General features: G+C 66.6%; 24 protein-coding genes. 14 read left to right on the top strand and 10 right to left on the bottom strand.

The window, feature by feature from the left end; translation table 11 throughout:
• The first annotated feature begins 183 nt into the window (after positions 1-183).
• From proC to AGI3411_RS14280, 7 genes are all read left to right on the top strand, one after another.
• Complete coding sequence (proC, locus tag AGI3411_RS14310; protein ID WP_129528024.1) at positions 184-1,017, top strand: pyrroline-5-carboxylate reductase; 834 nt, start codon at positions 184-186, stop codon at positions 1,015-1,017.
• Positions 1,014-1,568 (top strand): queuosine precursor transporter, encoded by a 555-nt coding sequence (locus AGI3411_RS14305; protein WP_129528023.1) that lies wholly within the window; start codon positions 1,014-1,016, stop codon positions 1,566-1,568. Before proC ends, AGI3411_RS14305 begins: the two co-directional genes overlap by 4 nt.
• A 611-nt stretch (positions 1,569-2,179) precedes the next feature.
• On the top strand, positions 2,180-3,295 hold the full coding sequence (locus AGI3411_RS14300) for a high-affinity branched-chain amino acid ABC transporter substrate-binding protein (RefSeq protein ID WP_129528022.1): 1,116 nt from the start codon (positions 2,180-2,182) through the stop codon (positions 3,293-3,295).
• Between the two features lie 191 nt (positions 3,296-3,486).
• Positions 3,487-4,413, top strand: a complete 927-nt coding sequence (gene livH, locus AGI3411_RS14295; RefSeq protein ID WP_129528021.1) for a high-affinity branched-chain amino acid ABC transporter permease LivH — start codon at positions 3,487-3,489, stop codon at positions 4,411-4,413.
• Positions 4,413-5,648, top strand: a complete 1,236-nt coding sequence (locus AGI3411_RS14290) for a high-affinity branched-chain amino acid ABC transporter permease LivM (RefSeq protein ID WP_165359175.1) — start codon at positions 4,413-4,415, stop codon at positions 5,646-5,648. Before livH ends, AGI3411_RS14290 begins: the two co-directional genes overlap by 1 nt.
• Complete coding sequence (livG, locus tag AGI3411_RS14285; RefSeq protein WP_129528019.1) at positions 5,645-6,412, top strand: high-affinity branched-chain amino acid ABC transporter ATP-binding protein LivG; 768 nt, start codon at positions 5,645-5,647, stop codon at positions 6,410-6,412. Before AGI3411_RS14290 ends, livG begins: the two co-directional genes overlap by 4 nt.
• Positions 6,412-7,113, top strand: coding sequence for an ABC transporter ATP-binding protein (locus AGI3411_RS14280; protein WP_129528018.1), 702 nt, complete (start codon positions 6,412-6,414; stop codon positions 7,111-7,113). The genes livG and AGI3411_RS14280 overlap by 1 nt, the downstream gene beginning before the upstream one ends.
• A gap of 71 nt (positions 7,114-7,184) precedes the next feature.
• On the opposite strand, the gene cuyB is transcribed toward AGI3411_RS14280, so the two are convergent.
• From cuyB to AGI3411_RS14265, 3 genes are read right to left on the bottom strand one after another with little or no spacing between them, the layout of a single operon-like run.
• The gene (gene cuyB / locus AGI3411_RS14275; RefSeq protein WP_129528017.1) at positions 7,185-7,928 is read right to left on the bottom strand and encodes a cysteate racemase; all 744 of its coding nucleotides are present in this window, start codon (positions 7,926-7,928) and stop codon (positions 7,185-7,187) included.
• 1 nt (position 7,929) lies between these two features.
• A complete protein-coding gene (locus AGI3411_RS14270; protein WP_129528016.1) occupies positions 7,930-9,396 on the bottom strand; it encodes an N-acyl-D-amino-acid deacylase family protein in 1,467 nt (488 codons plus the stop codon).
• Between the two features lie 2 nt (positions 9,397-9,398).
• Positions 9,399-10,373 carry a Bug family tripartite tricarboxylate transporter substrate binding protein gene (locus tag AGI3411_RS14265; protein WP_129528015.1) on the bottom strand — a complete coding sequence of 325 codons (975 nt, stop codon included), beginning with the start codon at positions 10,371-10,373 and terminating at the stop codon, positions 9,399-9,401.
• A gap of 132 nt (positions 10,374-10,505) precedes the next feature.
• On the opposite strand from AGI3411_RS14265, the gene AGI3411_RS14260 reads away from it, so the two are divergent.
• Positions 10,506-11,477, top strand: coding sequence for a LysR family transcriptional regulator (locus AGI3411_RS14260; protein WP_129528014.1), 972 nt, complete (start codon positions 10,506-10,508; stop codon positions 11,475-11,477).
• A 33-nt stretch (positions 11,478-11,510) separates the two neighbouring features.
• Here the strand turns inward: AGI3411_RS14260 and AGI3411_RS14255 are convergent, their stop codons facing one another.
• Entirely contained in the window at positions 11,511-12,122 is a 612-nt protein-coding gene (locus tag AGI3411_RS14255; protein WP_129528013.1) for a glutathione S-transferase family protein, read from the bottom strand.
• A 155-nt stretch (positions 12,123-12,277) separates the two neighbouring features.
• Here AGI3411_RS14255 and AGI3411_RS14250 point away from each other — a divergent pair, with 155 nt between their 5' ends.
• Together AGI3411_RS14250 and AGI3411_RS14245 are read left to right on the top strand one after the other, a co-directional pair.
• Entirely contained in the window at positions 12,278-13,432 is a 1,155-nt protein-coding gene (locus tag AGI3411_RS14250) for a PQQ-dependent sugar dehydrogenase (RefSeq protein ID WP_129528012.1), read from the top strand.
• A 5-nt stretch (positions 13,433-13,437) separates the two neighbouring features.
• A complete protein-coding gene (locus AGI3411_RS14245) occupies positions 13,438-14,076 on the top strand; it encodes a glutathione S-transferase family protein (protein WP_129528011.1) in 639 nt (212 codons plus the stop codon).
• A gap of 7 nt (positions 14,077-14,083) precedes the next feature.
• Here the strand turns inward: AGI3411_RS14245 and AGI3411_RS14240 are convergent, their stop codons facing one another.
• Positions 14,084-14,998, bottom strand: a complete 915-nt coding sequence (locus AGI3411_RS14240; RefSeq protein WP_129528010.1) for a DMT family transporter — start codon at positions 14,996-14,998, stop codon at positions 14,084-14,086.
• Between the two features lie 77 nt (positions 14,999-15,075).
• On the bottom strand, positions 15,076-15,453 hold the full coding sequence (locus AGI3411_RS14235; RefSeq protein ID WP_129528009.1) for a DUF423 domain-containing protein: 378 nt from the start codon (positions 15,451-15,453) through the stop codon (positions 15,076-15,078).
• A 196-nt stretch (positions 15,454-15,649) separates the two neighbouring features.
• On the opposite strand from AGI3411_RS14235, the gene parS reads away from it, so the two are divergent.
• On the top strand, positions 15,650-16,135 hold the full coding sequence (parS, locus tag AGI3411_RS14230; RefSeq protein ID WP_129528008.1) for a type II RES/Xre toxin-antitoxin system antitoxin: 486 nt from the start codon (positions 15,650-15,652) through the stop codon (positions 16,133-16,135).
• Positions 16,136-16,175: 40 nt separating this feature from the next.
• A complete protein-coding gene (locus tag AGI3411_RS14225) occupies positions 16,176-16,700 on the top strand; it encodes an RES family NAD+ phosphorylase (protein ID WP_129528007.1) in 525 nt (174 codons plus the stop codon).
• A 516-nt stretch (positions 16,701-17,216) separates the two neighbouring features.
• On the opposite strand, the gene AGI3411_RS14220 is transcribed toward AGI3411_RS14225, so the two are convergent.
• Positions 17,217-18,275 carry an alcohol dehydrogenase gene (locus AGI3411_RS14220; protein ID WP_129528006.1) on the bottom strand — a complete coding sequence of 353 codons (1,059 nt, stop codon included), beginning with the start codon at positions 18,273-18,275 and terminating at the stop codon, positions 17,217-17,219.
• Between the two features lie 79 nt (positions 18,276-18,354).
• A complete protein-coding gene (locus tag AGI3411_RS14215) occupies positions 18,355-19,566 on the bottom strand; it encodes an ABC transporter substrate-binding protein (RefSeq protein ID WP_129528005.1) in 1,212 nt (403 codons plus the stop codon).
• 236 nt (positions 19,567-19,802) lie between these two features.
• Between AGI3411_RS14215 and AGI3411_RS14210 the strand changes: the two genes are divergently transcribed.
• Positions 19,803-20,543, top strand: coding sequence for an IclR family transcriptional regulator (locus AGI3411_RS14210; RefSeq protein WP_129528004.1), 741 nt, complete (start codon positions 19,803-19,805; stop codon positions 20,541-20,543).
• Between the two features lie 28 nt (positions 20,544-20,571).
• On the opposite strand, the gene rocF is transcribed toward AGI3411_RS14210, so the two are convergent.
• Positions 20,572-21,510 carry an arginase gene (gene rocF / locus AGI3411_RS14205; protein WP_129528003.1) on the bottom strand — a complete coding sequence of 313 codons (939 nt, stop codon included), beginning with the start codon at positions 21,508-21,510 and terminating at the stop codon, positions 20,572-20,574.
• Between the two features lie 25 nt (positions 21,511-21,535).
• On the bottom strand, positions 21,536-22,762 hold the full coding sequence (gene rocD / locus AGI3411_RS14200) for an ornithine--oxo-acid transaminase (RefSeq protein ID WP_244240356.1): 1,227 nt from the start codon (positions 22,760-22,762) through the stop codon (positions 21,536-21,538).
• A gap of 160 nt (positions 22,763-22,922) precedes the next feature.
• On the opposite strand from rocD, the gene AGI3411_RS14195 reads away from it, so the two are divergent.
• Positions 22,923-23,744: a MetQ/NlpA family ABC transporter substrate-binding protein gene (locus AGI3411_RS14195; protein ID WP_129528002.1), complete on the top strand. Its 822-nt coding sequence runs from the start codon at positions 22,923-22,925 to the stop codon at positions 23,742-23,744.
• Positions 23,745-23,801 lie beyond the last annotated feature (57 nt).

The raw sequence follows: 23,801 nt of genomic DNA, 5'->3' as shown, positions 1-23,801 counted from the left end.
TCCAGGTTGGGCGTGTCGCAGCCGGGGTGTCCGGGCGCGGAAAACACGACACCTTATGAATTGTTTGTGACAAAACCGTGACTTTCACATCAGTCCAAACGCCTGTCAAATTGCGCGTTTTAGGCGCGAACGAACATTTTTCCTTTTTCTCCCCGCGGGGACTACCGTTTACAATCGCTGGCTATGAAAAACGAACTTTCGATTGCGTTCATTGGTGGCGGCAATATGGCGGCCGCCCTGGCTTCGGGCCTGGCCGGCAAAGTATGCGCCGCGGCGAACATTCATGTCATTGACATAAACCAGGATGCGCACGCCGCCTGGCAGGCCCGCGGCATGACCACTTCCACGTCCCCGGACGAGGCCCTGGCGCGGTGCCGGGTGTGGGTTTTCGCTGTCAAGCCACAGAACATGAAAGACGTTGTGGCTTCCACGCGTCAGTGGTTGCGCGAAGACACTTTGGTGGTAAGTGTGGCGGCGGGCATCCGTGCCGATACGCTGGCCGCGTGGCTGGGCACGCCCGAGGCGCCGTTCAGCCGCCTGGTGCGCTGCATGCCCAATACGCCGGCCCTCGTGGGCGCGGGCATCACGGGCCTGGCCGCGCTGGACGGCGTGAGCGAGGCCGACCGCGCGCTGGCCACCCAGCTGCTGTCCAGCGTGGGCGAGGTGGTCTGGGTGAACGGCGACGCGGCGCTCGATGGCGTGACGGCCCTGTCCGGCAGCGGCCCGGCGTATGTCTTCTTGTTCCTGGAGGCGCTGGTCGCCGGCGGCCAGAAGGTTGGCCTGACGGCAGAGCAGTCCAAGCAGTTGGCATTGGGCACGCTGGCCGGCGCCACCCGCCTGGCGGCGGCGTCCTCCGAGCCGCTGTCCACCTTGCGCGAGCGCGTCACGTCCAAGGGCGGCACGACCGCCGCCGCGCTGGACGCCTTCGGCGCCGCGGGCTTTGCCGGTATCGTGGAAGAGGCCATGGCCGCCGCCGCGCGGCGTTCCCGCGAGCTGGCGGAGGAGTTCGGCAAATGATGGCGGCGGCAAGACGCTATCCGCCGATGAGCCGTACGCAGTTCGGTATCGCCGTGCTGTGCATGCTGCTGGTGGTGGTGGGCTCGAACATCCTGGTCCAGGTGCCGCTGAACGACTGGCTGACCTGGGGCGGGCTGTCGTATCCGGTCGCGTTCCTGGTGACCGACCTGCTGAATCGCCGGTTCGGGCCGGCGGCCGCGCGCCGCGTGGCGTGGTTCGGCTTCGCCGCCGCCCTGGTGGTGTCGGTGTGGGTGGCGTCGCCCCGCATCGCGCTGGCCTCGGGCCTGGCGTACATCTGCGCGCAACTGGTGGACATCCAGGTGTTTGACCGCCTGCGCGACCAACGCTGGTGGCGCGCGCCGCTGGTGTCGGGCACGCTGGGCGCCATCTTGGATACCGCGGTCTTCTTCAGTGTGGCCTTCGCCGCCACGGGCATGCCGTGGGTGACCTGGATGATGGGCGATCTGGCGATCAAGCTGGCGGTCAATGTCAGCATGCTGGCGCCGTTCCGGGCTCTGATGTGGAACCTGGCCAAACCGGCCAACGCCTGAGGAAGACGCCGGCGCCGCAAGGGCGCCGGGCTGGAAGTCATGTCTGGCAGTGTCTGACACCCGTACGGGATGTCCGAGGAATGACGGCAATGCGTCGGGGTGTCTGACACCCAATAACTGTGTCAGACACCCACTGTGTCAGACACCCGGGAAGGCCTACTTCAGTACGAAGCAACATCTCGTACGGGTGTCAGACACTAGAGCGGCTCGCTTTCGTACGGGTGTCAGACACAAGCGCGGCCTGCGCGATTGGCCATTATCCGTAAGACCTGTGTAAGTACTGTATTTAAATGCGATTTAAACGCCGTATTAATACGGTCGCATATAAAAACCCAAGCACAAGTTCTGATGGGACGCCAGTATCTTATTAAGGTTTATTTGCGATTTCCCCAGTGATTTCACGGGCTTGCGGGCGCAATCCGTCACGATTAAAGGCGGTCTTCAAAATATTGGGGATTACACGCAGTGACAGTATGGCGCCTTGCTTCCAGAATACCGGCCACACCGTATTTTTGCCCAAGAAGCCGGCGACGCGCGATACGGATTACGGGATACCCACCCGATAAGCCGCATCGAACAGAGCCGCTCAAAACCTCGCTGGAGAACTCCGCATGAAGTTTCTGCATCGTCTTACCCCGGTAGCCGTCGCGCTTGGGGCGCTTGCCCTGGCCGGCGCCGTGCACGCAGCCGACACGATCAAAATCGGCATTCCCCAGCCCATGACCGGTCCCAATACGCAGTACGGCGATCAGATCCAGGCCGGTGCGCTGACCGCCATCGAGACCATCAATGCCAAGGGCGGCGTCAAGGGCAAGAAGCTCGAGCCCATCCTCATCGACGATGGCTGCGAGCCCAAGCAGGCCGTGCCCGCCGCCAACCGCGTGGTCAACTCCGGCGCCAAGTTCGCCGTGGCCCATGCCTGCTCGGGCGTGACCGTGGCCGCCGTGAAGGTCTACGAAGAGGAAGGCATCGTCGGCATCACCCCGGGCGCCACCTCGCCGCTGGTCACCGACACGATCAAGCCGCACTTCTTCTTCCGCACCATCGGCCGCGACGACCAGCAAGGCCCGTACGCCGCCAACTACATCGCCAAGACGCTGAAGCCCCAGAAGGTCGCCGTGCTGCACGACAAGCAGACCTACGGTTCGGGCGTGGCCACCCAGGTCAAGGACAGCCTGGGCAAGGCAGGCGTGAACGTCGCGATGTTCGAAGGCATCAACGTCGGCGACAGCGACTACTCGGCCATCATCACCAAGCTGAAGTCGGCCGGCGTGGACCTGGTCTATTTCGGCGGCTATCACCCCGAACTGGGCCTGCTGCTGCGCCAGTCGCGCGAACAGGGCCTGAAGGTCCAATTCATGGGTCCGGAAGGCACGGCCAACCAGGATCTGGTGGCGATCGCCGGCCCGGCCATCGAAGGCCTGCTGGTCACGCTGCCCGCCGACTTCACCAAGCTGCCCGGCAACGAAAGCATCGTGAAGGCCTTCAAGGACGCCAAGCGCGATCCGGACGGCGCCTTCCAGATGCCCGCATACGCTGCCGTGCAGATTCTGGCCGACAGCATCAACGCGGTGGGCGAGGACCCCGCCAAGGTGGCCGACTACATGCACAAGACGGCCTTCAACACCGGGATCGGCAAAGTCGAATACGACGCCAAGGGCGACCTGAAGAACTTCGAGTTCGCGGTCTACAAGTGGGATAAGAACGGCAAAAAGACCCAGCTGTAAACTCGCGATCCCGCCGGCGGCTCGCCGGCGTGTAGGGCCTGTCGTCCTCGTCCTGCCGTAATCCGCGTAGCGATGCGCCAAAAGCGCTGTGCGGCCGGCAGGGGGCGGTGACAGGCCCTTATAAAATACGCCCAGGTTTCCGGCTCCGGGTCTCTCTACCGGAGCCGGAACTATTTGGAGCAAGAGAAATAATGTCTGACCTCATACCCCAACTTACCCAGCAATTCTTCAATGGATTGTCTCTGGGCGCGATCTATGCGTTGATCGCCATCGGCTACACAATGGTCTACGGCATCATCGGTATGATCAACTTCGCCCACGGCGAAATCTATATGATCGGCGCCTATGTCGGCCTGGTCACCCTGACCGCCATCGGCACCAATAGCGGCTTGCCGATGCCGTTCCTGATCGCGGCGATGCTGCTCGTGGCCATTGTCGTTACCGGCATCTACGGCTTCAGCGTCGAACGCGTCGCTTATCGTCCCGTGCGGGGCAGCCCACGCCTGGTGGCGCTGATCTCGGCCATCGGGATGTCGATTTTCCTGCAGAACTGGGTGGCCCTGGGCCAGGGCGCGCGCGACATGGCCGTGCCCGCGATGGTGTCCGGAGCCTGGCAGTTCCACATGGGATCCGATTTCGAAGTGACGGTCCCGTATTCGCGCATCATGATCATCCTGGTCACCGTGGCGCTGATGGTCGGGCTTACGCTCTTCATCAAGTACTCCCGCATGGGCCGCGCGTCGCGCGCCTGCTCGCAGGACATGCACATGGCGAATCTGCTGGGCATCGACACCAACCGCGTGATCTCGTTCACGTTCGTGATGGGCGCGATCCTGGCGGCGGTGGGCGGCGTGCTGATCGCCATCACCATCGGCAAGCTCAATCCCTTCATCGGCTTCCTGGCCGGCATCAAGGCGTTCACGGCGGCGGTACTGGGCGGCATCGGCAGCATCCCGGGCGCCATGCTCGGCGGCGTGCTGCTGGGCCTGGCCGAGACCTTCGCGGCCGCCTACATCTCCTCGCAGTACAAGGACATCGTGGCGTTCTCGCTGCTGATCCTGATCCTGCTGTTCCGTCCCACCGGGCTGTTGGGCAAACCTGAGGTGGAAAAAGTCTGATGTCGAACAACAACCTGAAAAACGCCACGATGGCGGCCGTGCTGACGGCGGTCATCGTTACTCCGGTATTCGGCCTGCAATTGATCCGGCAGGGCGCGCGCACCACCATGGAAACGCACTGGTCGCTGGTGGCGATCGCCGCCGCGGTGGTGTTCGTGTTCCAGCTGCTGCGGCCCTGGATCGCGAAACCGTTCCAGAAGCTGAAAACCGGCCTTCCCACCTTGCCGGCCGCGCCGGCCAAGACGCACAAGCCGCTGGCGCTGCTGCTTCTGGCGGTGGCCGTGATCTGGCCATTCTTCGCCGGCCGCAGCTCGGTCGACATCGCCACGCTGGTGCTGATCTATGTGATGCTGGGCCTGGGCCTGAACATCGTGGTCGGTTTCGCGGGCCTGCTGGACCTGGGCTTCGTTGGTTTCTATGCGGTGGGCGCCTATACCTACGCCTTGCTGTACCACTGGGGCGGATGGAGCTTCTGGGAAGCGCTGCCGTTCTCGGGCGCGATGGCGGCGCTGTTCGGCTTCATCCTGGGTTTCCCGGTGTTGCGGCTGCGCGGCGACTATCTGGCTATCGTGACGCTGGGCTTCGGCGAAATGATCCGTCTGCTGCTGATCAACCTGAATACGCTGACCGGCGGTCCGGACGGTATTTCCGGCATTCCGAAACCGACGGTCTTCGGCATGGAGATGACGCGCCGCGCCAGCGAAGAGGGCGGCACGACGTTCCATGAATTCATGGGATGGACGTTCCAGAACCAGCATATGGTGGTCTATCTGTACCTGATGGCGCTGCTGCTGGCGCTGGCTACGCTATTCGTGTCGACGCGGCTGATCCGCATGCCAGTCGGCCGCGCCTGGGAAGCCTTGCGCGAAGACGAGATCGCATGCCGTTCGCTGGGCCTGAACCCCACGCGCATCAAACTGTCGGCGTTCACGCTGGGCGCGATGTTCGCCGGCTTCGGCGGCGCGTTCTTCGCGGCGCGCCAGGGCATGGTGAACCCCGAGTCCTTCACGTTCATTGAATCCGCGCTCATCCTGGCCATCGTGGTGCTGGGCGGCATGGGCTCGCAAGTGGGCGTGATTCTCGCGGCCGTGCTGTTGACGGTGCTGCCGGAAGTGGCCCGCGAATTCGCCGAGTACCGGATGCTGATGTTCGGCCTGGTGATGGTATTGATGATGATGTGGCGTCCGCAGGGGTTGTTGCCCATGAAGCGTCCCCATGTGGAGCTGGCCAAATGAGCGAGGCATTGCTGAAAGTTTCCGGGCTCACCATGCGGTTCGGCGGCCTCTTGGCCGTGGACAGCGTGGCGTTCGAGGTCAAATCCGACGAGGTGTTCGCCATCATCGGCCCCAACGGGGCCGGCAAGACGACGGTGTTCAACTGCGTGGGCGGCTTCTATTCGCCGACCGCGGGCGAGATCACCATGGACGGCAATGCCATTACCGGCCTGCCGAGCCACAAGGTGGCGCGCCATGGCCTGGTGCGCACGTTCCAGAACGTACGGCTGTTCAAGCAGCTGACCGTGCTGGAGAACCTGCTGGTCGCCCAGCACACCCAGGTGGAGGCCCGGCTGTTGCCGGGCCTGCTCAAGCTCAAGTCCTATCGCCAGTCCGAAGCCGACGCGCTGTCGCGCGCGGCCCAGTGGCTGGACTTCATGGGGCTGCGCGAGTTCGCCAACCGCGAGGCGGGCAACCTGGCCTACGGCCACCAGCGGCGCCTGGAGATCGCGCGCTGCATGATCACCAAGCCGCGCCTGCTGATGCTGGACGAACCGGCGGCGGGCCTGAACCCCCAGGAGAAGCGCGACCTGCAATCGCTGATCGACCAGCTGCGGCGCGAGTTCGGCGTCGCGGTCTTGCTGATCGAGCACGACATGAGCCTGATCATGGGCATTTCCGACCGCATCCTCGTCATGGAGCACGGCAAGCCCATCACTACCGGCACCCCCGAGCAGGTGCGCAACGACGAGCGCGTCATCAAGGCGTACCTGGGGGAGGAATGATGCTTAAGCTGGAAAACATACATACCTACTACGGCGCCATCCAGGCGCTGAATGGGGTGTCGGTCGACGTCAACCAGGGCGAAATCGTTACGCTGATCGGCGCGAACGGCGCCGGCAAGACGACACTGCTGATGACGGTCTGCGGCAACCCCCGCGCGAAGCAAGGCACGATCACCTTCGAGGGCGAGGACATCACCCACAAGGACACGCACCGCATCATGCGCAGCGGCATCGCCATTTCGCCCGAAGGGCGGCGGGTCTTCAAGGACCTGACGGTGGCCGAGAACCTGATGATGGGGGGCTTCTTCTCGAAGCGCGACGAGATCGAGGCGGGCATCGACCACGTCTACGGCTTGTTCCCGCGCCTGAAGGAGCGCTCCAGCCAGCGGGCCGGGCTGATGTCGGGCGGCGAGCAGCAGATGCTGGCGATCGGCCGCGCCCTCATGACGCGCCCGCGCCTGTTGCTGCTGGACGAGCCCACGCTGGGCCTGGCGCCGCTGGTGATCGCGCAGATCTTCGACATCATCCGCGAAATCCGCGAACAGGGCGTGACCGTGTTCCTGGTGGAGCAGAACGCGAACAAGGCGCTGGGCGTGGCCGACCGCGGCTACGTGCTGGAAAACGGCCGCGTCGTGCTGCAGGACACGGGCGCCAATTTGCTGGTCAACGACCAGGTGCGCAAGGCGTACCTGGGCGGTTGACCGCTACTCCGCGAAGGGAGGCTGGCGCATCGGAAGGTGCGCCTTTTTTTTGGCGTGGCGGCGCTGGCTATCTACGCCGCGACCTGTTCCTGCGCCTGTTCTTCCAGGTAGTGGGCGATGGCCGCGCGGGCCAGGGCGTCGATGGAGTCCGTCAGCGTGACGCCCAGGCTCGGGCGCAGGGCGTGGGGCACGGCCAGCGGCAGTTCGGTGCAGCCCAGCACGACCGCGTCGGCGCCGCGCGCCTTCAGGCGGGCGATGCATTCGGCGGCCGGGGCGAAGGCGTCTTCGAGCTGGTTGCCCTTGACGGCGCGGATCGAGCCCATGCAATAGCGTTCGACTTCGTCGTCGTCTGGCACGATGCACTCATAGCCTTGCGCTTCCAGATGCCGCTGGTAGAGGCCCAGCTTGAGCGTGGCGGCCGTGCCCATGAGGCCGATGCGGCCCTTGGGCAGGCCCAGGCGCCGCAGGTCTTCGATGACGGCCTGGATGATGTGCAGCACGGGCAGGCGCGTGGACGCGGCGATCTGGTCGAACCAGAGATGCGCCGTATTGCACGGGATGGCGATGAGTTGCGCGCCGGCCTGCTCCAGGAAGCGCACGCCTTCGACCATATAAGGCAGGGGATTTTCACCACCGGCCATGTAGGCGCTGGACCGGTCGGGAATGCGGGGATCGTTGCGCAGCAGGGTGGGGATGTGTTGCTGGTCGACATCGGCGGGCGTCAGCGCCGCGAGGCGAAGGGCGAAGGCCGCGCCGGCCATGGGCCCCATACCGCCCAATACACCCAGGTAACAACCCTGGGAATAGGTAATCACGTTATTCACTCCGAGGTAATGCCGCGCCGGGCGCCAGAACCTGGCCCGGGCGTTCGGCGCCGGTCCGTTCCCCGTCCCAGACGCGCTTGCCGTTGACCCAAACCGCTTGAATACCCTGGCTTGCCTGAATGGGAGCTGAAAAAGTGGCCACATCTGTCACGGTGGCGGGATCGAACAGCACCAAGTCAGCATGATACCCCTCGCGCAGCCGGCCGCGCTCGGCGATGCCGTATTGGTCCGCGGCGAGGCCGGTCATCTTGTGGATGGCGGCCTCCAGGGACAGCAGCCGCTGCTCGCGCACCATCGTGCGCAGTACGTTGGTGAAGGTGCCCCATTGGCGGGGGTGCGGATGCGGGTCGAAGGGCAGGCCGTCGGAGCCCACCATCGTCAGGGGATGCGCGAAGATGCGTTCGACGTCCGCCGGATCCATCAGGAAATAGATAGCGCCCGCCGGCGCCAGGCGGGCGATGGCGGCTGCGTCGTCCAGCCCCAGTTCGGCCATGACCTCGTTGAAGTCGCGCCCGGTGGCTTCCGGATAGCCCTTGGACCAGGTGATCATCGTGCGGCTGGCCAGCCGGGCCCGGTCCAGCCGCAGCATCGTGGAGGTGGCGGGATAGGGGTGGCAGTCCAGGCAGACGGGTTGCGTGGCGGCGGCGCGGCTGATGAGGTCCAGCGTTTCGCGGCTGCGGCCGTGATTGCGCTCGCCCGCCAGCTTGTGGTGCGAAAACACGACGCGGCAGCCCAGTTTGCGGCCGATCAGCAGGGCTTCCTCCATGGCGGGAGCAATGTGGTCCGCCTCGTCGCGCAAATGGGTGGCGTAGATGCCGGGGCGTCCGCGCAGCGGCGCGCAGACGTCGATGATCTCTTCGGTGGGCGCGGCACTGGCCGGCGGGTAGAACGTCCCGGTGGAAACGCCGAAGGCGCCGGCATCCAGCGCTTCCCGCAGCAGTTCGCGCATGGCGGCGCGTTCGTTGCCGTCGGCGGCGCGCGAGGTGTCTTCCATGACCGCCACGCGCAGCGTGGTGTGGCCCACCAGCGGCACCACGTTCACGGCCGCGGGCGTATCGCGCAGCGCGTCCATCCAGGCGCGGAACGTGCCATAGCGAAATAGCGGGGCGGGCCCCAGCAAGTCCAGCGGCTGTGGAATCTCCGTGCGCGCCAGCGGCGCCAGGCTGATCCCGCAATTGCCGGTGACGACCGTGGTGATGCCCTGCGACACTTTGGGCAGCATGTCCGGGTGCGCCAGCAGGTAGCCGTCGTCGTGGGTATGGGAGTCGATGAAGCCGGGCGCCAGGACGCGATCGCGGGCGTCGATGACGGGCACCCCGGGGGGATACTCGAAATCGCCCACGGCGGCGATGCGGGTGCCCAGCACGGCCAGGTCGCCCTGGCGCGCGGGGCCACCCGAGCCGTCGATGAGCGTGGCGCCCGCCACGATGAAGTCTGCCTGCAAGCGGTGAGCGGCCATGTTCAGTCGAGCTTCTCGATGCCGGCGGATTCGATGATCTGGCGCCACTTGGCGGTTTCTCGGTCGATCAATTGCTTGAATTCGGCGGGGGAGCCGCTGGCGGGTTCCGCGCCCAGCGTGGCCAGGCCGGTGCGCACCTCGGGGGCTTGCAGCGCCTTCTGGATGGCGGCGTTCAACGTAGCCACCACGTCGTCCGGCGTGCCCTTGGGCGCCACCACGCCGCCCCAGGAGACGGTTTCGTAGCCCTTTACGCCGGCTTCGTCGAGGGTCGGGACTTCCGGCATGAGCGGCAGGCGTTTCAGGCTGCTGACGCCGATGGCGCGGACCTTGCCGCTCTTGACGAGCGGGGCGGCTTCCGACGTGTTCACGAACAGGTAGTCCAGGCGGCCGCCCAGGAGATCCTGGATGGCGGCTGGGCCGCCGTTGTAGGGGATGAACATCACGTCGACCTTGGCCATGCTCTTGAAGAGCTCGCCGCCCATGTGGCCGGTGGTGCCCACGCCGGAGGCGCCGTAGGACAGGCGGCCGGGTTCCTTGCGGGCGCGGTCGATCAGGTCCTGCACGCTCTTGATGGGCGAGTCGGCCGGCACGATCAGCGCGTTGTACAGGTCGAACAGGTGGGCGACGGGCGTCAGGTCCTGGTCCACGTCATAGGGCAGGCGCTTGAACAGCGAGCGGTTCACCGCCAGCGTGTTGATGTTGCCGTAGCCCACTGTGTAGCCGTCGGCCGCGGCGCGCTTGACCAGGGCTATGCCGATATTGCCGGCCGCGCCCGGACGGTTCTCGATGACCATCGTGGCGCCGGTGTCGCGCGCGATCTGGGTCGTGATCAGGCGCGACAGCACGTCGGGCGAGCCGCCGGCCGCGGAGGGCACCACGAAGGTGACGGGCTTGTCGGGATAGGCGCCGGCGGCGGTGGCCGACAGCGCGGCGCCGAGCGCCAGCGCGGAGAGGCCGCGGAAGAATAGGTTGCGCATGATGTTTTCCCCTGGTTCTGTTGTGGTCGAGGCCGGCAGGTTACACCCGGGGCCGCGCAGGGCCGTCATCGAAAAATGTCGAAAACCTATAATCAGCCGTTATCGATTCGGTATGACTGGCGCGGGGGAAAAGTGGATATGTACGCCTATGAGGACGAGGTGGGGCCGGCTGCCGGACGCCCGCTGAACCTGAGGCAGATCGAGGTGTTCCGGGCCATCATGATGTCGGGTTCGATCAGCGGCGCGGGGCGGATGCTGCACGTGTCGCAGCCGGCGGTTAGCCGGGTGCTCGCGCTGACCGAGAGCCGCCTGGGCTACCGACTGTTCGAAAGGGTGAAGAGCCGGCTGTCGCCCACCGCCGAGGCGCGGCGGCTGTACGCGGAGGTGGAGCAGGTGTATGGCGGCATCCAGCGCGTGAACGACCTGGCCGCCAGCCTGGCGCAATCGGGCGCGGGCATGCTGAAGATCGTCGCCAGCGCCAGCTTCGGCCAGCGCCTGATTCCGACGGCGCTGGACCGCTTCCGCAACCGCAATGCCGACGCGCGGGTCGACTACCGCAGCGTGACCTTCGATGAACTGGCCGCCTATTTCCTGTCGGGGCAGGCGGACATCGGCATCTCCATGCAGCCTCCGGACCATCCCAACCTGACGTCGCTGCGGCTGGCGCAGGTGCCGGTGATCTGCGTGCTGCCGGCCGCGCATCCGCTGGCCGGCCTCGAGGTGGTGCGCCCGGAGGATTTTTCGACGGCGGCGTGGATCGGCTATCCGCGCGATACGCCGCTGGCCCGCGCGCTCAAGCCGTTCTTCGACGAAGGCAGGGCCTGTCCGGCCGCGGTGGAGGTGCATTCGCCGGTGACCGCCTGCTCGTTCGTGCAGCAGGGGCTGGGGCCGGCCCTGGTGGACGCCTGGTGCGTCACGCCCGATCAGGCCGCGCACATGGTACTGCGGCCGATATCGCCGGCGGCCAGCGTGGACATCTGGGCCACGCATTCGAACCTGAGCGCGCCGCCCCTGCTGGCAAGGCGCTTTCTGGCGGCCGTGAAGAAGACGCTGGAGGAAGGCGCGCCCCCCGATCTGGCGGGAGCGCCGGGCGCCGCCGGCTGAAGGGGGCCCGCGATCGCCGCGGCCCCGTGCCGATTACAGGCCTTCGGCCGCCAGCGCGGTCTGCACGGCTTTGTCGGCTTCCATGCGCTTGAAGAAGGCGGCCAGGTTGTCCTGGCCCGACAGATCCACTTCCTTGGCGCGCGCCCAGCGCAGCACCACGTACAGGTAGGCGTCGGCGATGGAGGGCGCATCGCCCGTCAGGTAGGGCTTACCGGCCAGTTGCGCGTCCAGTTGCGAGAACAGCTTGGTCAGCAGTTTCGAGGCGGAACCGGCCAGTTCCTTCTGCGCGCTTTCTTCGGACAGGAAGCGCGGCGCGCCGAAGATCATCGAGAAGGTCTTGTGGACGTCGGAATTGATGAAACCGAGCCAGCGGCGCACTTCGGCGCGCGCGCGGGACGAGCCGTCGCCCATCAGTTTGGACTGCGGAGCCTGTTCGGCAAGGTGCTCCAGGATGGCGGCGTTCTGCGTGACCGTCCAGTCGCCGTCCGACAGCGCCGGCACGGCGCCCAGCGGATTGACCTTCAGGAACTCCGGCCCTTTCAGTTCATCGCGGCTGAGCTTGTGCGCTTCGTAGGGCTTGCCGATCCATTCGAGGACGATGTGGGAAGCGAGCGAGCACGCGCCGGGCATGTAGTACAGTTTCATGTGATGGAGTCTCCTGAGAGGAAGGACGGGAGCTCCCGTCCGTGGCCGATATGGTACGCCACCCGCGCGTCTGCCCGCGGGCCTCGCGCCGTGCCGGGCCATGCGCTGCGCCCCGCCACGACGCATTCGAACCAGTTGCCCCGCCGGAGATGTCCATGCCGCTACGCCCCGCCGCGAGCACGCGCGTTTTCTTCCTGCTCCTGACGCTGTCCGCGGCATTCGCGGCGCCAGCGCAGGCGGCTTCCGAACCGCCTTCCGTGGTGGCCCGCGTCACTATCGTGGCGAGTGGGCTTGACCATCCTTGGTCGATGGCCTTCCTGCCCGGCGGCGACATGCTGATCACCGAGCGTTCCGGCAGCCTGCGCCTGCTGCGCGCGGCGGGCGGGCTGTCCAAGCCCCTGGGCGGCCTGCCGAAGGTGGCGGCGCAGGGGCAGGGCGGCCTGCTCGATGTCGTGCTTTCTCCGGATTTCGCCACGGACCGCTATGTCTACCTGTCCTATGCCGAAGCCGATGGATCCCGCAGCGGCACCGCCGTCGGCCGTGGACGCCTGGCCGACGACGGCACGGCCCTGGAGGATTTCCGCGTGCTGTTCCGGCAGGAGCCCAAGCTGTCGTCCGGCCTGCACTACGGGTCGCGCCTGGTGTTCGACCGCCAGGGCTATCTCTATATCTCGCTGGGCGAGAACAACCAGCGGCCCACCGCCCAGGAACTGGGCAAGCTGCAAGGCAAGGTGGTGCGGCTGAAGGCCGACGGCTCCGTGCCGCCGGACAACCCCTTCGTGGGCCAGGCCGGCGCCCGGCCGGAAATCTGGTCCTACGGGCACCGCAACCCCCAGGGCATGGCGCTGAATCCCTGGTCGGGCGAGCTCTGGGAAAACGAGCACGGGCCGCGCGGCGGCGACGAGATCAATCTCGTCCGACGGGGCAAGAACTATGGCTGGCCGCTGGCGACCCATGGCATCAACTATTCCGGCCTGCCGATACCCGAAGCCAAGGGCGACATACTGCCCGGCATGGAGCCGCCGCTGTTCTGGTGGCCCAAGTCGCCCGCGATCAGCGGGATGGCCTTCTATGACGCCGACCGGTTTCCGGCGTGGCGCAATTCGGTGTTCATCGGTGCGCTGGCCAACCAGAACCTGATCCGCCTGACCCTGGACGGCGACCGCGTGGTGTCGCAGGAGCGGTTGCTGGTCGACCGCAAGAACCGCATACGCGATGTGCGGCAGGGGCCGGACGGTTATGTGTACGTGCTGACCGACGCCTCGCCCGGCGAATTGCTGCGGGTGGCGCCGGCGGACTCCGGAGGGTGAATGCCATGAAACCATATGAACTGATCGGGTCCGCGGGTTGCGGGTCCGCCATCGTCGAAATGGCGCTGGTGCTGGCCAACGTGCCGTACACGCTGACGGACGTTCCCTACCTGAAGCCCGGGCCGGAGCGCGACCGCCTGCTGCAGCTGAATCCGCTGGGCCAGGTGCCGACGCTGGTCATGCCGGATGGCGATGTGATGACCGAGAGCGCGGCCATGATCCTGCACCTGCACGACGTCGCGCCGCAGGCCGGGCTGGCGCCGCCCGCCGACAAGCCGGAACGGGCGCGTTTCCTGAACCTGCTGATCCGCCTGGTGGGCGCGATCTATCCCACGTTCACGTATGGCGACAATCCGCCGCAATGGACCACCGCCGGCGCGCCCGCCGACCTGCTGCGCGAGCGCGTGCACATGCGGCGGGCCGAGTTGTGGCAGGAGCTGGAACGCCAGGCCGGCGCGCCGCACATGCTCGGCCGGCGGTTTTCGGCGCTGGACCTGTACGTGACGGTGATGACGCGCTGGCGTCCGGGGCAGGCGTGGTTCGAGTCGGTCTGCCCGGCCTTGACCGCGGTGGCCCGCGAGGCTGCGCAGGAGCCGAACGTGGCCCGCGTGCTGCGCCGGCATTTCCCGCCGCCCACGGAGTAGCGGCGGGTCAGCCCGCGGCGGGCCGGCGCGTCCTGGCCTTGGCGCGCGCTTCGCGCACGGCGATGTAGACGCCGCTGCCGGCGATGAACAGCGCACCCAGGTAGGCATAGGCGTCGGGCGCTTCGCGCCAGAAGAGCCAGCCGAGGATCGTGGCCCAGATCAGGCCGGTGTAGTCGAAGGGCGCGACCACCGAGGCAGGGCCGATGCGGAAGCCCTGCGTGATCAAGGCCAGCCCCAGCGTGCTGAACAGCGCCACGGCGCCGAAGTACGGCAGGTCGTCCATGGCAGGCGTGCGCCAGACCCAGGGCAGGCCCACCGCGCTGCATACCAACTGGCCCAGCACGATGTAGAAGGTCGTCGTCAGCATGCCTTCGCCGCGGCTGATGCCGCGTGCGGTGATCATCATGACCGCGTAGAGCAGGGCGGTCGTGAGCGGCAGCAGGGTGGCCGCCTGGAAGGCCGCCGTGCCCGGACGGACGACGATCAGCACGCCGGCGAAGCCTGCCAGCACCGCAAGCCAGCGTTTGCCGTCCACGCGTTCTTTCAGGATCAGCACGGACAGCGCCGTTACGAACAGCGGTGCGGCGAAGGCGATGGCCGTGGCTTCGGCCAGGGGCAGCGCGCGCAGGCCCAGATAGAAACAACAGGCGGACACCACGTTGATGGCTCCGCGCGTGAGGTGCAGCCCGGGGTGCGTGGTCCGCAGCACCCGGCGTCCGCCCAGCCAGAGCGCCAGCGTCATGACGAAAGGCAGCGCGATGAGGGCGCGCAGGAACAGGATCTGCAGCGGGTTGTAGGCAGAGCCCAGCCATTTGGCGTTGGCGTCGCTCAGGGTCAGAAAGAAAATGCCGCCCACCACGCAGGCGATCCCTGCGGCGGCGGAGTGAGTCTGGGTGGCGGGCAATGCGGTCGAGGTGGACATCTACAGCCTGGAAAATCGGCGGTTCCTGCCGCCGTTGGGAATGGGATGGAAAAAGCGCGGCCCGTTCCAGGGCCGTGTCAGCCCTGGGCGCGATAGGCCGCCAGCGCGACCATGGCCCACGAGGCGAGGAAGGCGGCTCCGCCGAAGGGCGTTACGGCGCCGAGCCAGTGCGTGCCCGTCAGGGACAGGATATACAGGCTGCCGGAAAACAGCACGATCCCCGCGAACATCACGACGCCGGCCGCCGACAGCAAGGGCGAGCCGTAGCGGGCGCCCAGCAGGGCGACGGCCAGCAGGCCCAGCGCATGGATCAGATGGTAGAGCACGCCAGTCTGCCAGACGGACAGCAGTTCGGGCGTCAGCATGCGCTTGAGGCCATGGGCGCCGAAGGCTCCGGCGCCCACCGCCACCATGAGGTTCAACGCCGCGAGTATCGTGAGCTGCCGGTCCGTCATTGCCTGTCCTTGTCGAAGAGTCTGATTAATCGTGTTACAGCCGCCTATGATAGGCCCAAATCCGGCGCACGCCCGCACGCCAATGAGGGCCGTCGCCAGGCGTGATGGCCTTGCCTTCGAATTACCAAATGGGATATCATGAATTCAATTTGGTAATACTCGCAGCCTCAGGGCCGCGGCCGTCCAGGAGCGTGCCATGACCATCGCCATCGCCGAAAAATCCCCCGCCAAGCGCGGCGCGACCGCCAAGCGGCCGCCTCGCCATGCCGCGGTGCGGACCAAGCAGCTGTTCCGCGGGCTGGTGGACAGTCCGCTGATGGAAATGGCGCGCGACGTAAGCCGCGGCCTGCCTGCGCAGATGGTCGACGATGCCGCCGACTATCTCCAGGTGCCCAAATCGGAAATCATGGCGATCACCGAGGTCAAGGCGGCATCGCTGTCCCGCTGGACCCGCGAAGGCCATATGTTGCCTCTCGGCGAATCCGACCGCCTTGCCCGCGTGGCGCGGGTGGTCCGGGTGGCCCGTCAGGTGCTGGGCAGCGAAGAAGAAGCGGTGCAGTGGCTGAATACGCCCGTGCCCGCGCTGGGCAACGTCAAGCCGCTGTCGCTGCTGACGTCGGACGCCAGCAGCCGCATCGTCGAAGACACGCTGGCCCGCGCGGCCGCCGGCGTCTACGCATGAGCCCGCAAAAGACTCGGGCGCGCAGCATGAAGGCGGCCCTGTGACTGCCAACGTTTCGTTATGGCGTATCGGCACCACGGCCGGCAAGTACCGGGCGGACGACCTGAGCGGCGGGGGCGCGGCGGCCGTCGGCGGCCGCTACAACAGCCCGGGCACGGCGGTGGTCTATGCCTCGTCCTGCGTGGCCCTCGCGGTGCTGGAAACCGTGGTGCATTTCGCGGCGCGGGCGTCCGAGCAGGCCAACCGCTATCTGATCGAGCTGTCGGTGCCCCGCGCTGTTTATGAAAGCAGGCAGATCCTGACCCTGGACCAGCTGCAGGAAGATTATCCCTTCTGGGACGCCGTGCCGTTCGCCGAGGCGGCGCAGGAGGCGGGGGACTACTGGGTCGCGTCGGGCGTGTCGGCGCTGCTGCAGGTGCCCAGCGCGATCGTGGCGTGCCGCGGAGTGCCGGACTGCAATTTTCTTCTCAATCCGGCGCATCCGGATGCCAAGCGGGTTGACGTCGCGCGGCGAGAGCGGTTTGTCTATGATCCGAGGCTAGGGGTAACCCTGCCGCGTGTCTGACAGCGTAACCCTTCTGCGTGTCTGACAGCGTAACCCTTCTGCGTGTCTGACACCCGTACGCGATGACCTGTGCGCTGCACCGGTGGTCCCGGGTGTCAGACACCGGCTGACTTTGGAACGGCCGTCAAGATACAGCCGATGTCTGACACGCCAGGGAGAAATGCTTAGATTCCAAAGCTATCTCGTTTGGAACGGTCGTAAAGATACGGCCGGTGTCAGACACCCGGGACCACCGGTGTAGCGCACAGGTCGTCTCGTAAGGGTGTCAGACACTAGGAGGGTTACGCTGTTTGGAACGGTCGTGAAGATACGGCCGGTGTCAGACACCCGGGACCACCGGTGTAGCGCACAGGTCATCGCGTAAGGGTGTCAGACACTGGGAGGGGTAACGCTGTTTGGAACGGTCGTGAAGATACGGCCGGTGTCAGACACCCGGGACCATCAGTGCGGCACACAGACTATCTCGTAAGGGTGTCAGACACGCGGAAGGGTTACGCTGTCAGACACCCGGAAGGGTTACGCTGTCAACACCGCCCGCCCCACCACCTTGCCTGCCCGCAGGGACGCGAGCACGCTGTCGGCCTCGGCGAGGGCGTAGCGGTGCACGGGGATGGGCGGCACCTTGCCGGTGCGCACCAGTTCCATCAGTTCCTGCAGTTCGGCCAGGTTGCCCACGTAGCTGCCGATAATGGACATGGCCTTCATGGGGATCAGCGCGATCGGCCATGACGAAGCCCCGCCGAACAGGCCCACGATGATCAGCTTGCCGCCCTTGGTCAGGAAGTCGAAGGCCAGCGAGGTGGTGGCGGGCGCGCCCACCAGGTCGATCGCGGCCTGCACGGGCTTGCCGCCCGCGGCCTTGATGATCTGCTGGGCGGCATCGGGCGCGGCCCCGTCGATCGCGGCCAGCGCGCCGGCTTCCAGCGCGGCCTGGCGCTTGGCCGGGTCGATGTCGACGACGATGGCGCCGGCGCCGCCCAGCGCCTTGATCAGCGTGAGGCTCATCAGGCCCAGGCCGCCCGCGCCGAAGATGACGACCGGATGTTCGCGGTAGATGTCAGCGCCGATCTTCTTCAGGGCGGAATAGGTGGTGAGGCCGGAGCAGGCGTACGGCGCGATCTGCGCCGGTTCCAGGTCGCCGATGTCGATCAGGTAGCGCGGGTGCGGCACCAGGATGTGGTCGGCGTAGCCGCCGGCGCGGTGCACGCCCAGGCAGGCAGGAGCGGCGCAATGATTTTCCATTCCAGCAAGGCAGGACGGGCAATTGCCGCAACCGATCCAGGGATAGACCAGGTAGTTGCGGTCCGGCGCCAGGCCTTGCGCGTCAGGGCCGGCCGACACCACGGCGCCGACGGTTTCGTGGCCCATGGTCAGCGGCAGCGAAACCCCGCGGTCTTTCAGGGACAAGGTGCGGCCCTGGCCCAGGTCGTAGCCGCCTTCCCACAAGTGGATATCGCTGTGGCAAACGCCAGCCGCGCGGACCTTCAGCAGCACCTGCGACCCTTGCGGCGTGGGCGTGGGCTGATTCATTTCCTGCAGGGGCTCGCGGAAGTTCACGACGCAATAGCACTTCATGGGTTGTCTCCTTTTGACGTGTCGTTCCTGCCGGACCGCCGCTACGCATAGCGGCGCGCGGCGCCGGCAGGGCATTACTTCATTGCTTCTTTACGGTCGGGCACTCGCTGTCCGCCAGGGAAACGAAGACCTTTTCGCCAGGCACCGTGGACAGGATGCGGTAGAAGTCGCCGGGATACTTGGATTCGGCGGGTTTCTTCACTTCGACCAGATACAGATCCATGATGATGCGGCCGTCTTCCGGGCGCACCCGGGCATTCTTGATCAGTTTGGTGGTGATGGGCAACTCGCGCATCTTCTGGTTGACGGCGGCGCCCTCGAATGAGCCCACCGCCTGCGCGGCCTGCAGGTAGTGGGTGGTGGCGACATAGCTCAGCGCCTGCACGATGGACGGGGCGCGGGTTACGCCCATTTTCTTCTGCCAGCGCTGCGTCCAGGCCCGGGTGTCGTCGTCGGCGTCCCAGTAGAAGCCGGTGGGGAAAGTCAGCCCCTGGGCGACGGGCAGGCCCATTGCCTGGACGTCGTTGATGAAGGTCAGGAAGGTCAGCATGCGCTGCTTGCCGCCCGTCAGGCCGAACTCCTGGGCCTGCTTGATGAGATTGACCAGGTCGCCGCCGGCGCTGGCCAGGCCCACGACGTCGGCCTTGGACGATTGCGCCTGTACCAGGAAAGAGGCGAAGTCCATGGCGCCCAGGGGATGGCGCGTGCTGCCCAGCACGGTGCCGCCCGCGTTTTGCACAAAGCGCGTGGCGTTGCCTTCCAGCGACTTGCCGAACACGTAGTCGGTGGTGATGAAGTACCAGGACTTGCCGCCGCCTTCGACGACGCTCTTGACCACCGCGTTCGCCAGCGCGTAGGTGTCGGGGGCCCACTGGGTGCTGAGGTTGCTGCATTGCTTGCCGCTGAAGTCGCCGGCGAAGCCGCCGCTGATCAGCGCGGTGCCGCCTTTCTCGCGGGCCACGCCCTGCGCGGCCAGGCCGGCCGAGCTGGCCCCGCCGTCCACCACCGCCACGAGATTCTGCGTATCGAACCAGCGGCGCACCAGCGCGGACGCCACATCGGCCTTGTTCTGGTTGTCGGCGCCCACGACCTCGACGGTCTTGCCGGCGACCTTGCCGCCGAAGTCCTCGACGGCCATGCGGACCGCCATTTCGGAACCCAGCCCGCCCAGGTCCGAGTAGATGCCGGAGCGGTCGTTGGATACGCCCAGACGGACCACGTCGGATTGGGCATGGGCCGCCGTGGCGGCCAGGGCGGCAGCCAGCGCCGCCAACAGGGGTTTGATACGCATCTGCTTGTCTCCCAGCCCGTGCGCGGGCCGAATTGTCGATAGTCGTTTGACGCGGGGTATCTGGCCTGGCCGCCGGTTCTCCAGCCGGCTGAAAGGTATTTCTAGTTGGTGAATAGAAATTCCTGTGCAAGAATTTATGTTCCCATACAGGGAAAGTCAACATAGTGGATTACCCAGTGCCGGCCGGCGCGGGAAGGCCCCGGTCCGGCCCGGGAACCAGGACATAGGTGGCCCTCATGGAAGTGAAGCTCGTCGCGCGCACGCTGGAACTGATCGAACTGTTCGCCCAGGTGCGGCGGCCGCTGCCGCTGACCGAGCTGGCGCAAGGCCTGGGCGCGCCGATGTCCAGCTGCCTGGCGCTGGCGCGCACGCTGGTGGCGCGCGGCTACCTGTACGAGGTGCGCCGCCGCGGCGGCTATTACCCGACCGCCAAGCTGCATGCCCTGAGCGCGCAGATCCTCACGGGCGATCCCAGGCTGGAGCAGGTCCGCCCGCAACTGGTCGCCTTGCGCGACGCGGCCGACGAGACGGTCATGCTGGCCAAGATCCAGGATGGCGACGTGCTCTACCTGGACGTGGTGGAGGCCACGCAGCCGGTACGCTATGCCGCAAGGCCCGGCGCCCGCCGGCCCTTGCACACGAGCGCCGTGGCCAAGGCCATCCTGGCGCGCCTGTCGCCGGCCGAACGCGAGAGCGCGCTGGCGCCGGCCGAATACACGCGCTACACGGACCGTACGCTGGTGACCCGCCAGGCGCTGCTGGCCGAGGTCGAGCGTGTGGCGGAAAGAGGATGGGCCGAAAACGTGGGCGAGAGCGTCGCCGATCTGACCGGGCTGGCGGTGGCGCTGGACCTGGGCGGGGAGTGGTACGCATTGTGCATGGCCGGGCCGACGCCGCGCATGGAGGCGCGGCGCGAGGAGCACGTGCGCCGCCTGGCGGCGGCGGCGCAGGCGATCCGCCAGGAGCGGGAGACCTAGCCGGATTGCGCCGCCTATGGGCGCCGGTTCAGGCGCCGCGCCGCATCAGGGTGGACTTGCCGAACAGGCTTTCGATGAGATCCACGGCCAGTTCCGCCGTTTTGTTGCGCACGTCGAAGGCGGGGTTCAGTTCCACGACGTCCAGCGATCGCATGAGGCCCGTGTCGGCGATCATCTCCATGCAGAGCTGGGCTTCGCGGTAGGTGGGGCCGCCGGGCACCGTGGTGCCCACGCCCGGCGCGATCTCGGGATCCAGGAAGTCCACGTCGAAGCTCACGTGCAGGTGCGTGTCGGCGTCCAAGCCCGACAGCGCGGCCTCCATGGTGGCGCGCATGCCCATTTCGTCCAGGTAGCGCATATCGAAGACTTCCAGGCCGGCTTCGTGGACCAGCCGCTTCTCGCCCTGGTCCACACTGCGGATGCCGATCTGCCGCACCCAGCCCGGTTCGATGTCGGGCGTCTGGCCGGACAGGCCAGTGATCTGCGCCGGCCCATAGCCGCACAGGCAGGCGACGGGCATGCCGTGGATGTTGCCGGTGGGCGTCAAGGCATTGGTATTGAAATCCGCGTGGGCGTCCAGCCACAGCACGCGCAGCGCCTTGCCCGCCTCGCGGCAGTGGCGCGCTACGGCGCTGATGGACCCGATGCCCAGGCAGTGGTCGCCGCCGAGCAGGATGGGCAGGTTGCCTTGGCGCAGTTCGCCGTAGACGGCATCGTGCACCGCGCGATTCCAGGCCGCGACCTCGTCCAGGTGGCGGTAGCCGTCCACTGGCGGCAGCCAGGGATTGGCGGGGCCGTACAGGTTGCCGCGGTCGGCCACCTGGAAGCCCTGGGCTTCGATAACGGGCCCCAGGTCGGCGACGCGCAGGGCTTCCGGGCCCATGGAGGCGCCGCGGGCGCCGGCGCCGATGTCGGTGGGCGCGCCGATGAGGGTGATGAGGTTGGGCAGTTTGGCGGTGTTCTGCAAGTTGCGGGCTCCGGGGCGAAGGGCGTCATCGAGCGGCGGATAGTACCGCGGCAAGCTGGTCGCAGGCCCAATCGATCTGCTCGCGCGTCACGATCAGGGGCGGGGAGAGGCGCAGGGTATGGCCATGCGTGTCTTTGACCAGCATGCCGCGCGTCTGCAGGCGTTCGCACCACAGGCGGGCGCCGCCCGCGTCGGGTTCCAGTTCCACGGCCAGCATCAGGCCGCGGCCGCGCACCTCGCGCACGGGGCCGGGCAGCGCACGCAGGCGTTCGAGGAAATATTGCCCCATGGCCGCCGCGTTTTCGATCATGCCTTCTTCGGTTAGCACGCGCAGCGCGGCGCGGGCGATGGCGCAGGCCAGCGGATTGCCGCCGAATGTGCTGCCATGCTGGCCCGGCTGGAACACACCCAGCACGTCGGCGTTGGACAGCACCGCGGATACGGGATAGAAGCCGCCGGAGAGCGCCTTGCCGATCAGGGTGACGTCGGCTTCGATGCCTTCGTGCTCTTCGGCCAGCAACCTGCCGGTGCGTCCCAGCCCGGTCTGGATTTCGTCCAGGATCAAGGTAATGCCCCGTTCCGTGCAGCGCTGCCGCACGCGGGTGAAGTAGCCGGCGGGCGGGAGGACGACGCCGGCCTCGCCCTGGATGGGCTCGACCAGGAAGGCGACGGTATTGGGCGTGATCGCCGCGTCGAAGGCCTCGTAGTCGCCGAAAGGGACGACCTTGAAGCCCGGGGCGAAGGGCCCGTAATGGCCATAGGCGTCCGGGTCGGTGGAGAAGCCGACGATGCCCAGGGTGCGCCCATGGAAGTTGTTGGCGCAGACGATGATCTCTGCCTGGTCGAGGGGCACGCCGCGCACCTCGTAGCCCCATTTGCGCACGGCCTTGATGGCGGTCTCGACGGCTTCGGCGCCGCTGTTCATGGGGAGGATCTTGTGCGCGCCGGTCAGGCGGGCCAGGTCTTCGTAGAACGGGGCCATCTGGTCGTGGCGGAAGGCGCGCGAGGTCAGCGTGAGCTTCTGCGCCTGTTCGGCCATGGCGGCCAGGATGGCCGGGTGGCAGTGCCCCTGATTGACGGCCGAGTATGCCGACAGGCAGTCCAGGTACTTGCGGCCGTCCACGTCGTAGAGCCACACGCCGCTGCCGCGGGCGATCACCACGTCCAGCGGATGGTAATTGTGCGCGCCCAGCTGGTCTTCCACCTGGTCGCGGTGGCTGGCGGCGGACGGGGAAGTCAATACGGCGCTCATTGGCGTCTCCCGAGGACGTACTGATGCCATCTTAGCGCCGCTGGCCGGGCGGCGGGATTGCCATTGCGTGACAAAGGCCTTTCCCGGCGGCGGAGGCCGCCTGCTGCACAATAGCGGCTGCGCCGGGCGACGCCCGGTTTTTCCTACCTGGATGGTTTTCATGCTCTTGCGACGACTGTTTTCGACATTGATCCGCGGCGCGGCCATTGCCGCGCTGGGACTGGCCTGCGGAACGAGCGCGATGGCGCAGGCCAAGCCGTTGCGGATCGGCGTGATCGCCAGTGTGGCGAACGCGGCCACCGAGCTGGCGATTGCCCAGGCGAAGAAAGAAGGGCTGAATGTCGAGCTGGTGGAGTTCAACGACTGGGTGCTGCCGAATATCGCGGTGGCCGATGGGTCGGTGGACGCCAACTTCTTCCAGCACGAACCCTTTCTGCAGTTGTTCAACCAGCGCCGCGGCGCCAATCTGGTGCCGATCGCCTATGGGTATTCCACCACGATCGGCCTGTTCTCCAAGAAGCTCAAGAAGGGCGATCCGGTGCCGGACGGCGCGACGATCGCGGTGCCCAACGATCCGGTCAACACCGGCCGGGCCTTGCTGCTGCTGGAGTCCATCGGCCTGATCCAGCTGAAGCCGGGCGTGACCCACCGGGCTACGCTGGAAGACGTGGTGTCGAATCCCAAGAAGCTAAAGTTCGTGCAGATCGAAGGCTCGCAGTCGGCGCGCACCTTCGACGACGTGACAGCGTCGGTCACCTATACGACGTTCGCCAAGCAGGCGGGCATCAACGAAAAGGACGGCCTGGCGTTCGACAACACCGATCCGGTCAACGTGCGCCGCTACGCCATCCGCTGGGTGGCCACGCCCGCGGGCGCCCAGGATCCGCGCCTGCTGAAGTTCATCTCGATCTACCAGCAGTCGCCCGAGGTCAAGGCCAAACTGCGCAGTTTGTACGGTGACCTGATCGATTTCCCCTGGTAGGGCCGGCGGTCCGCCGTCTGGCGGACGTTGACGATTCTTGGCAGTTGCGATCCGGCA

Source organism: Achromobacter agilis, from assembly GCF_900496965.1.
Classification (GTDB): Bacteria; Pseudomonadota; Gammaproteobacteria; order Burkholderiales; family Burkholderiaceae_B; genus Achromobacter; species Achromobacter agilis.
Note: the sequence above shows the minus strand (reverse complement) of the source record. Positions and strands in the feature narration are given on the sequence as shown.

What these genes read in the sequence shown, in the direction of transcription:
- proC (WP_129528024.1), top strand. Translation starts at nt 184, where the DNA reads ATGAAAAACGAACTTTCGATTGCGTTCATTGGTGGCGGCAATATGGCG.
- AGI3411_RS14305 (WP_129528023.1), top strand. Translation starts at nt 1,014, where the DNA reads ATGATGGCGGCGGCAAGACGCTATCCGCCGATGAGCCGTACGCAGTTC.
- AGI3411_RS14300 (WP_129528022.1), top strand. Translation starts at nt 2,180, where the DNA reads ATGAAGTTTCTGCATCGTCTTACCCCGGTAGCCGTCGCGCTTGGGGCG.
- livH (WP_129528021.1), top strand. Translation starts at nt 3,487, where the DNA reads ATGTCTGACCTCATACCCCAACTTACCCAGCAATTCTTCAATGGATTG.
- AGI3411_RS14290 (WP_165359175.1), top strand. Translation starts at nt 4,413, where the DNA reads ATGTCGAACAACAACCTGAAAAACGCCACGATGGCGGCCGTGCTGACG.
- livG (WP_129528019.1), top strand. Translation starts at nt 5,645, where the DNA reads ATGAGCGAGGCATTGCTGAAAGTTTCCGGGCTCACCATGCGGTTCGGC.
- AGI3411_RS14280 (WP_129528018.1), top strand. Translation starts at nt 6,412, where the DNA reads ATGCTTAAGCTGGAAAACATACATACCTACTACGGCGCCATCCAGGCG.
- AGI3411_RS14270 (WP_129528016.1), bottom strand. Translation starts at nt 9,396, where the DNA reads ATGGCCGCTCACCGCTTGCAGGCAGACTTCATCGTGGCGGGCGCCACG.
- AGI3411_RS14265 (WP_129528015.1), bottom strand. Translation starts at nt 10,373, where the DNA reads ATGCGCAACCTATTCTTCCGCGGCCTCTCCGCGCTGGCGCTCGGCGCC.
- AGI3411_RS14255 (WP_129528013.1), bottom strand. Translation starts at nt 12,122, where the DNA reads ATGAAACTGTACTACATGCCCGGCGCGTGCTCGCTCGCTTCCCACATC.
- AGI3411_RS14250 (WP_129528012.1), top strand. Translation starts at nt 12,278, where the DNA reads ATGCCGCTACGCCCCGCCGCGAGCACGCGCGTTTTCTTCCTGCTCCTG.
- AGI3411_RS14245 (WP_129528011.1), top strand. Translation starts at nt 13,438, where the DNA reads ATGAAACCATATGAACTGATCGGGTCCGCGGGTTGCGGGTCCGCCATC.
- AGI3411_RS14240 (WP_129528010.1), bottom strand. Translation starts at nt 14,998, where the DNA reads ATGTCCACCTCGACCGCATTGCCCGCCACCCAGACTCACTCCGCCGCC.
- AGI3411_RS14235 (WP_129528009.1), bottom strand. Translation starts at nt 15,453, where the DNA reads ATGACGGACCGGCAGCTCACGATACTCGCGGCGTTGAACCTCATGGTG.
- parS (WP_129528008.1), top strand. Translation starts at nt 15,650, where the DNA reads ATGACCATCGCCATCGCCGAAAAATCCCCCGCCAAGCGCGGCGCGACC.
- AGI3411_RS14220 (WP_129528006.1), bottom strand. Translation starts at nt 18,275, where the DNA reads ATGAAGTGCTATTGCGTCGTGAACTTCCGCGAGCCCCTGCAGGAAATG.
- AGI3411_RS14215 (WP_129528005.1), bottom strand. Translation starts at nt 19,566, where the DNA reads ATGCGTATCAAACCCCTGTTGGCGGCGCTGGCTGCCGCCCTGGCCGCC.
- AGI3411_RS14210 (WP_129528004.1), top strand. Translation starts at nt 19,803, where the DNA reads ATGGAAGTGAAGCTCGTCGCGCGCACGCTGGAACTGATCGAACTGTTC.
- rocD (WP_244240356.1), bottom strand. Translation starts at nt 22,762, where the DNA reads ATGAGCGCCGTATTGACTTCCCCGTCCGCCGCCAGCCACCGCGACCAG.
- AGI3411_RS14195 (WP_129528002.1), top strand. Translation starts at nt 22,923, where the DNA reads ATGCTCTTGCGACGACTGTTTTCGACATTGATCCGCGGCGCGGCCATT.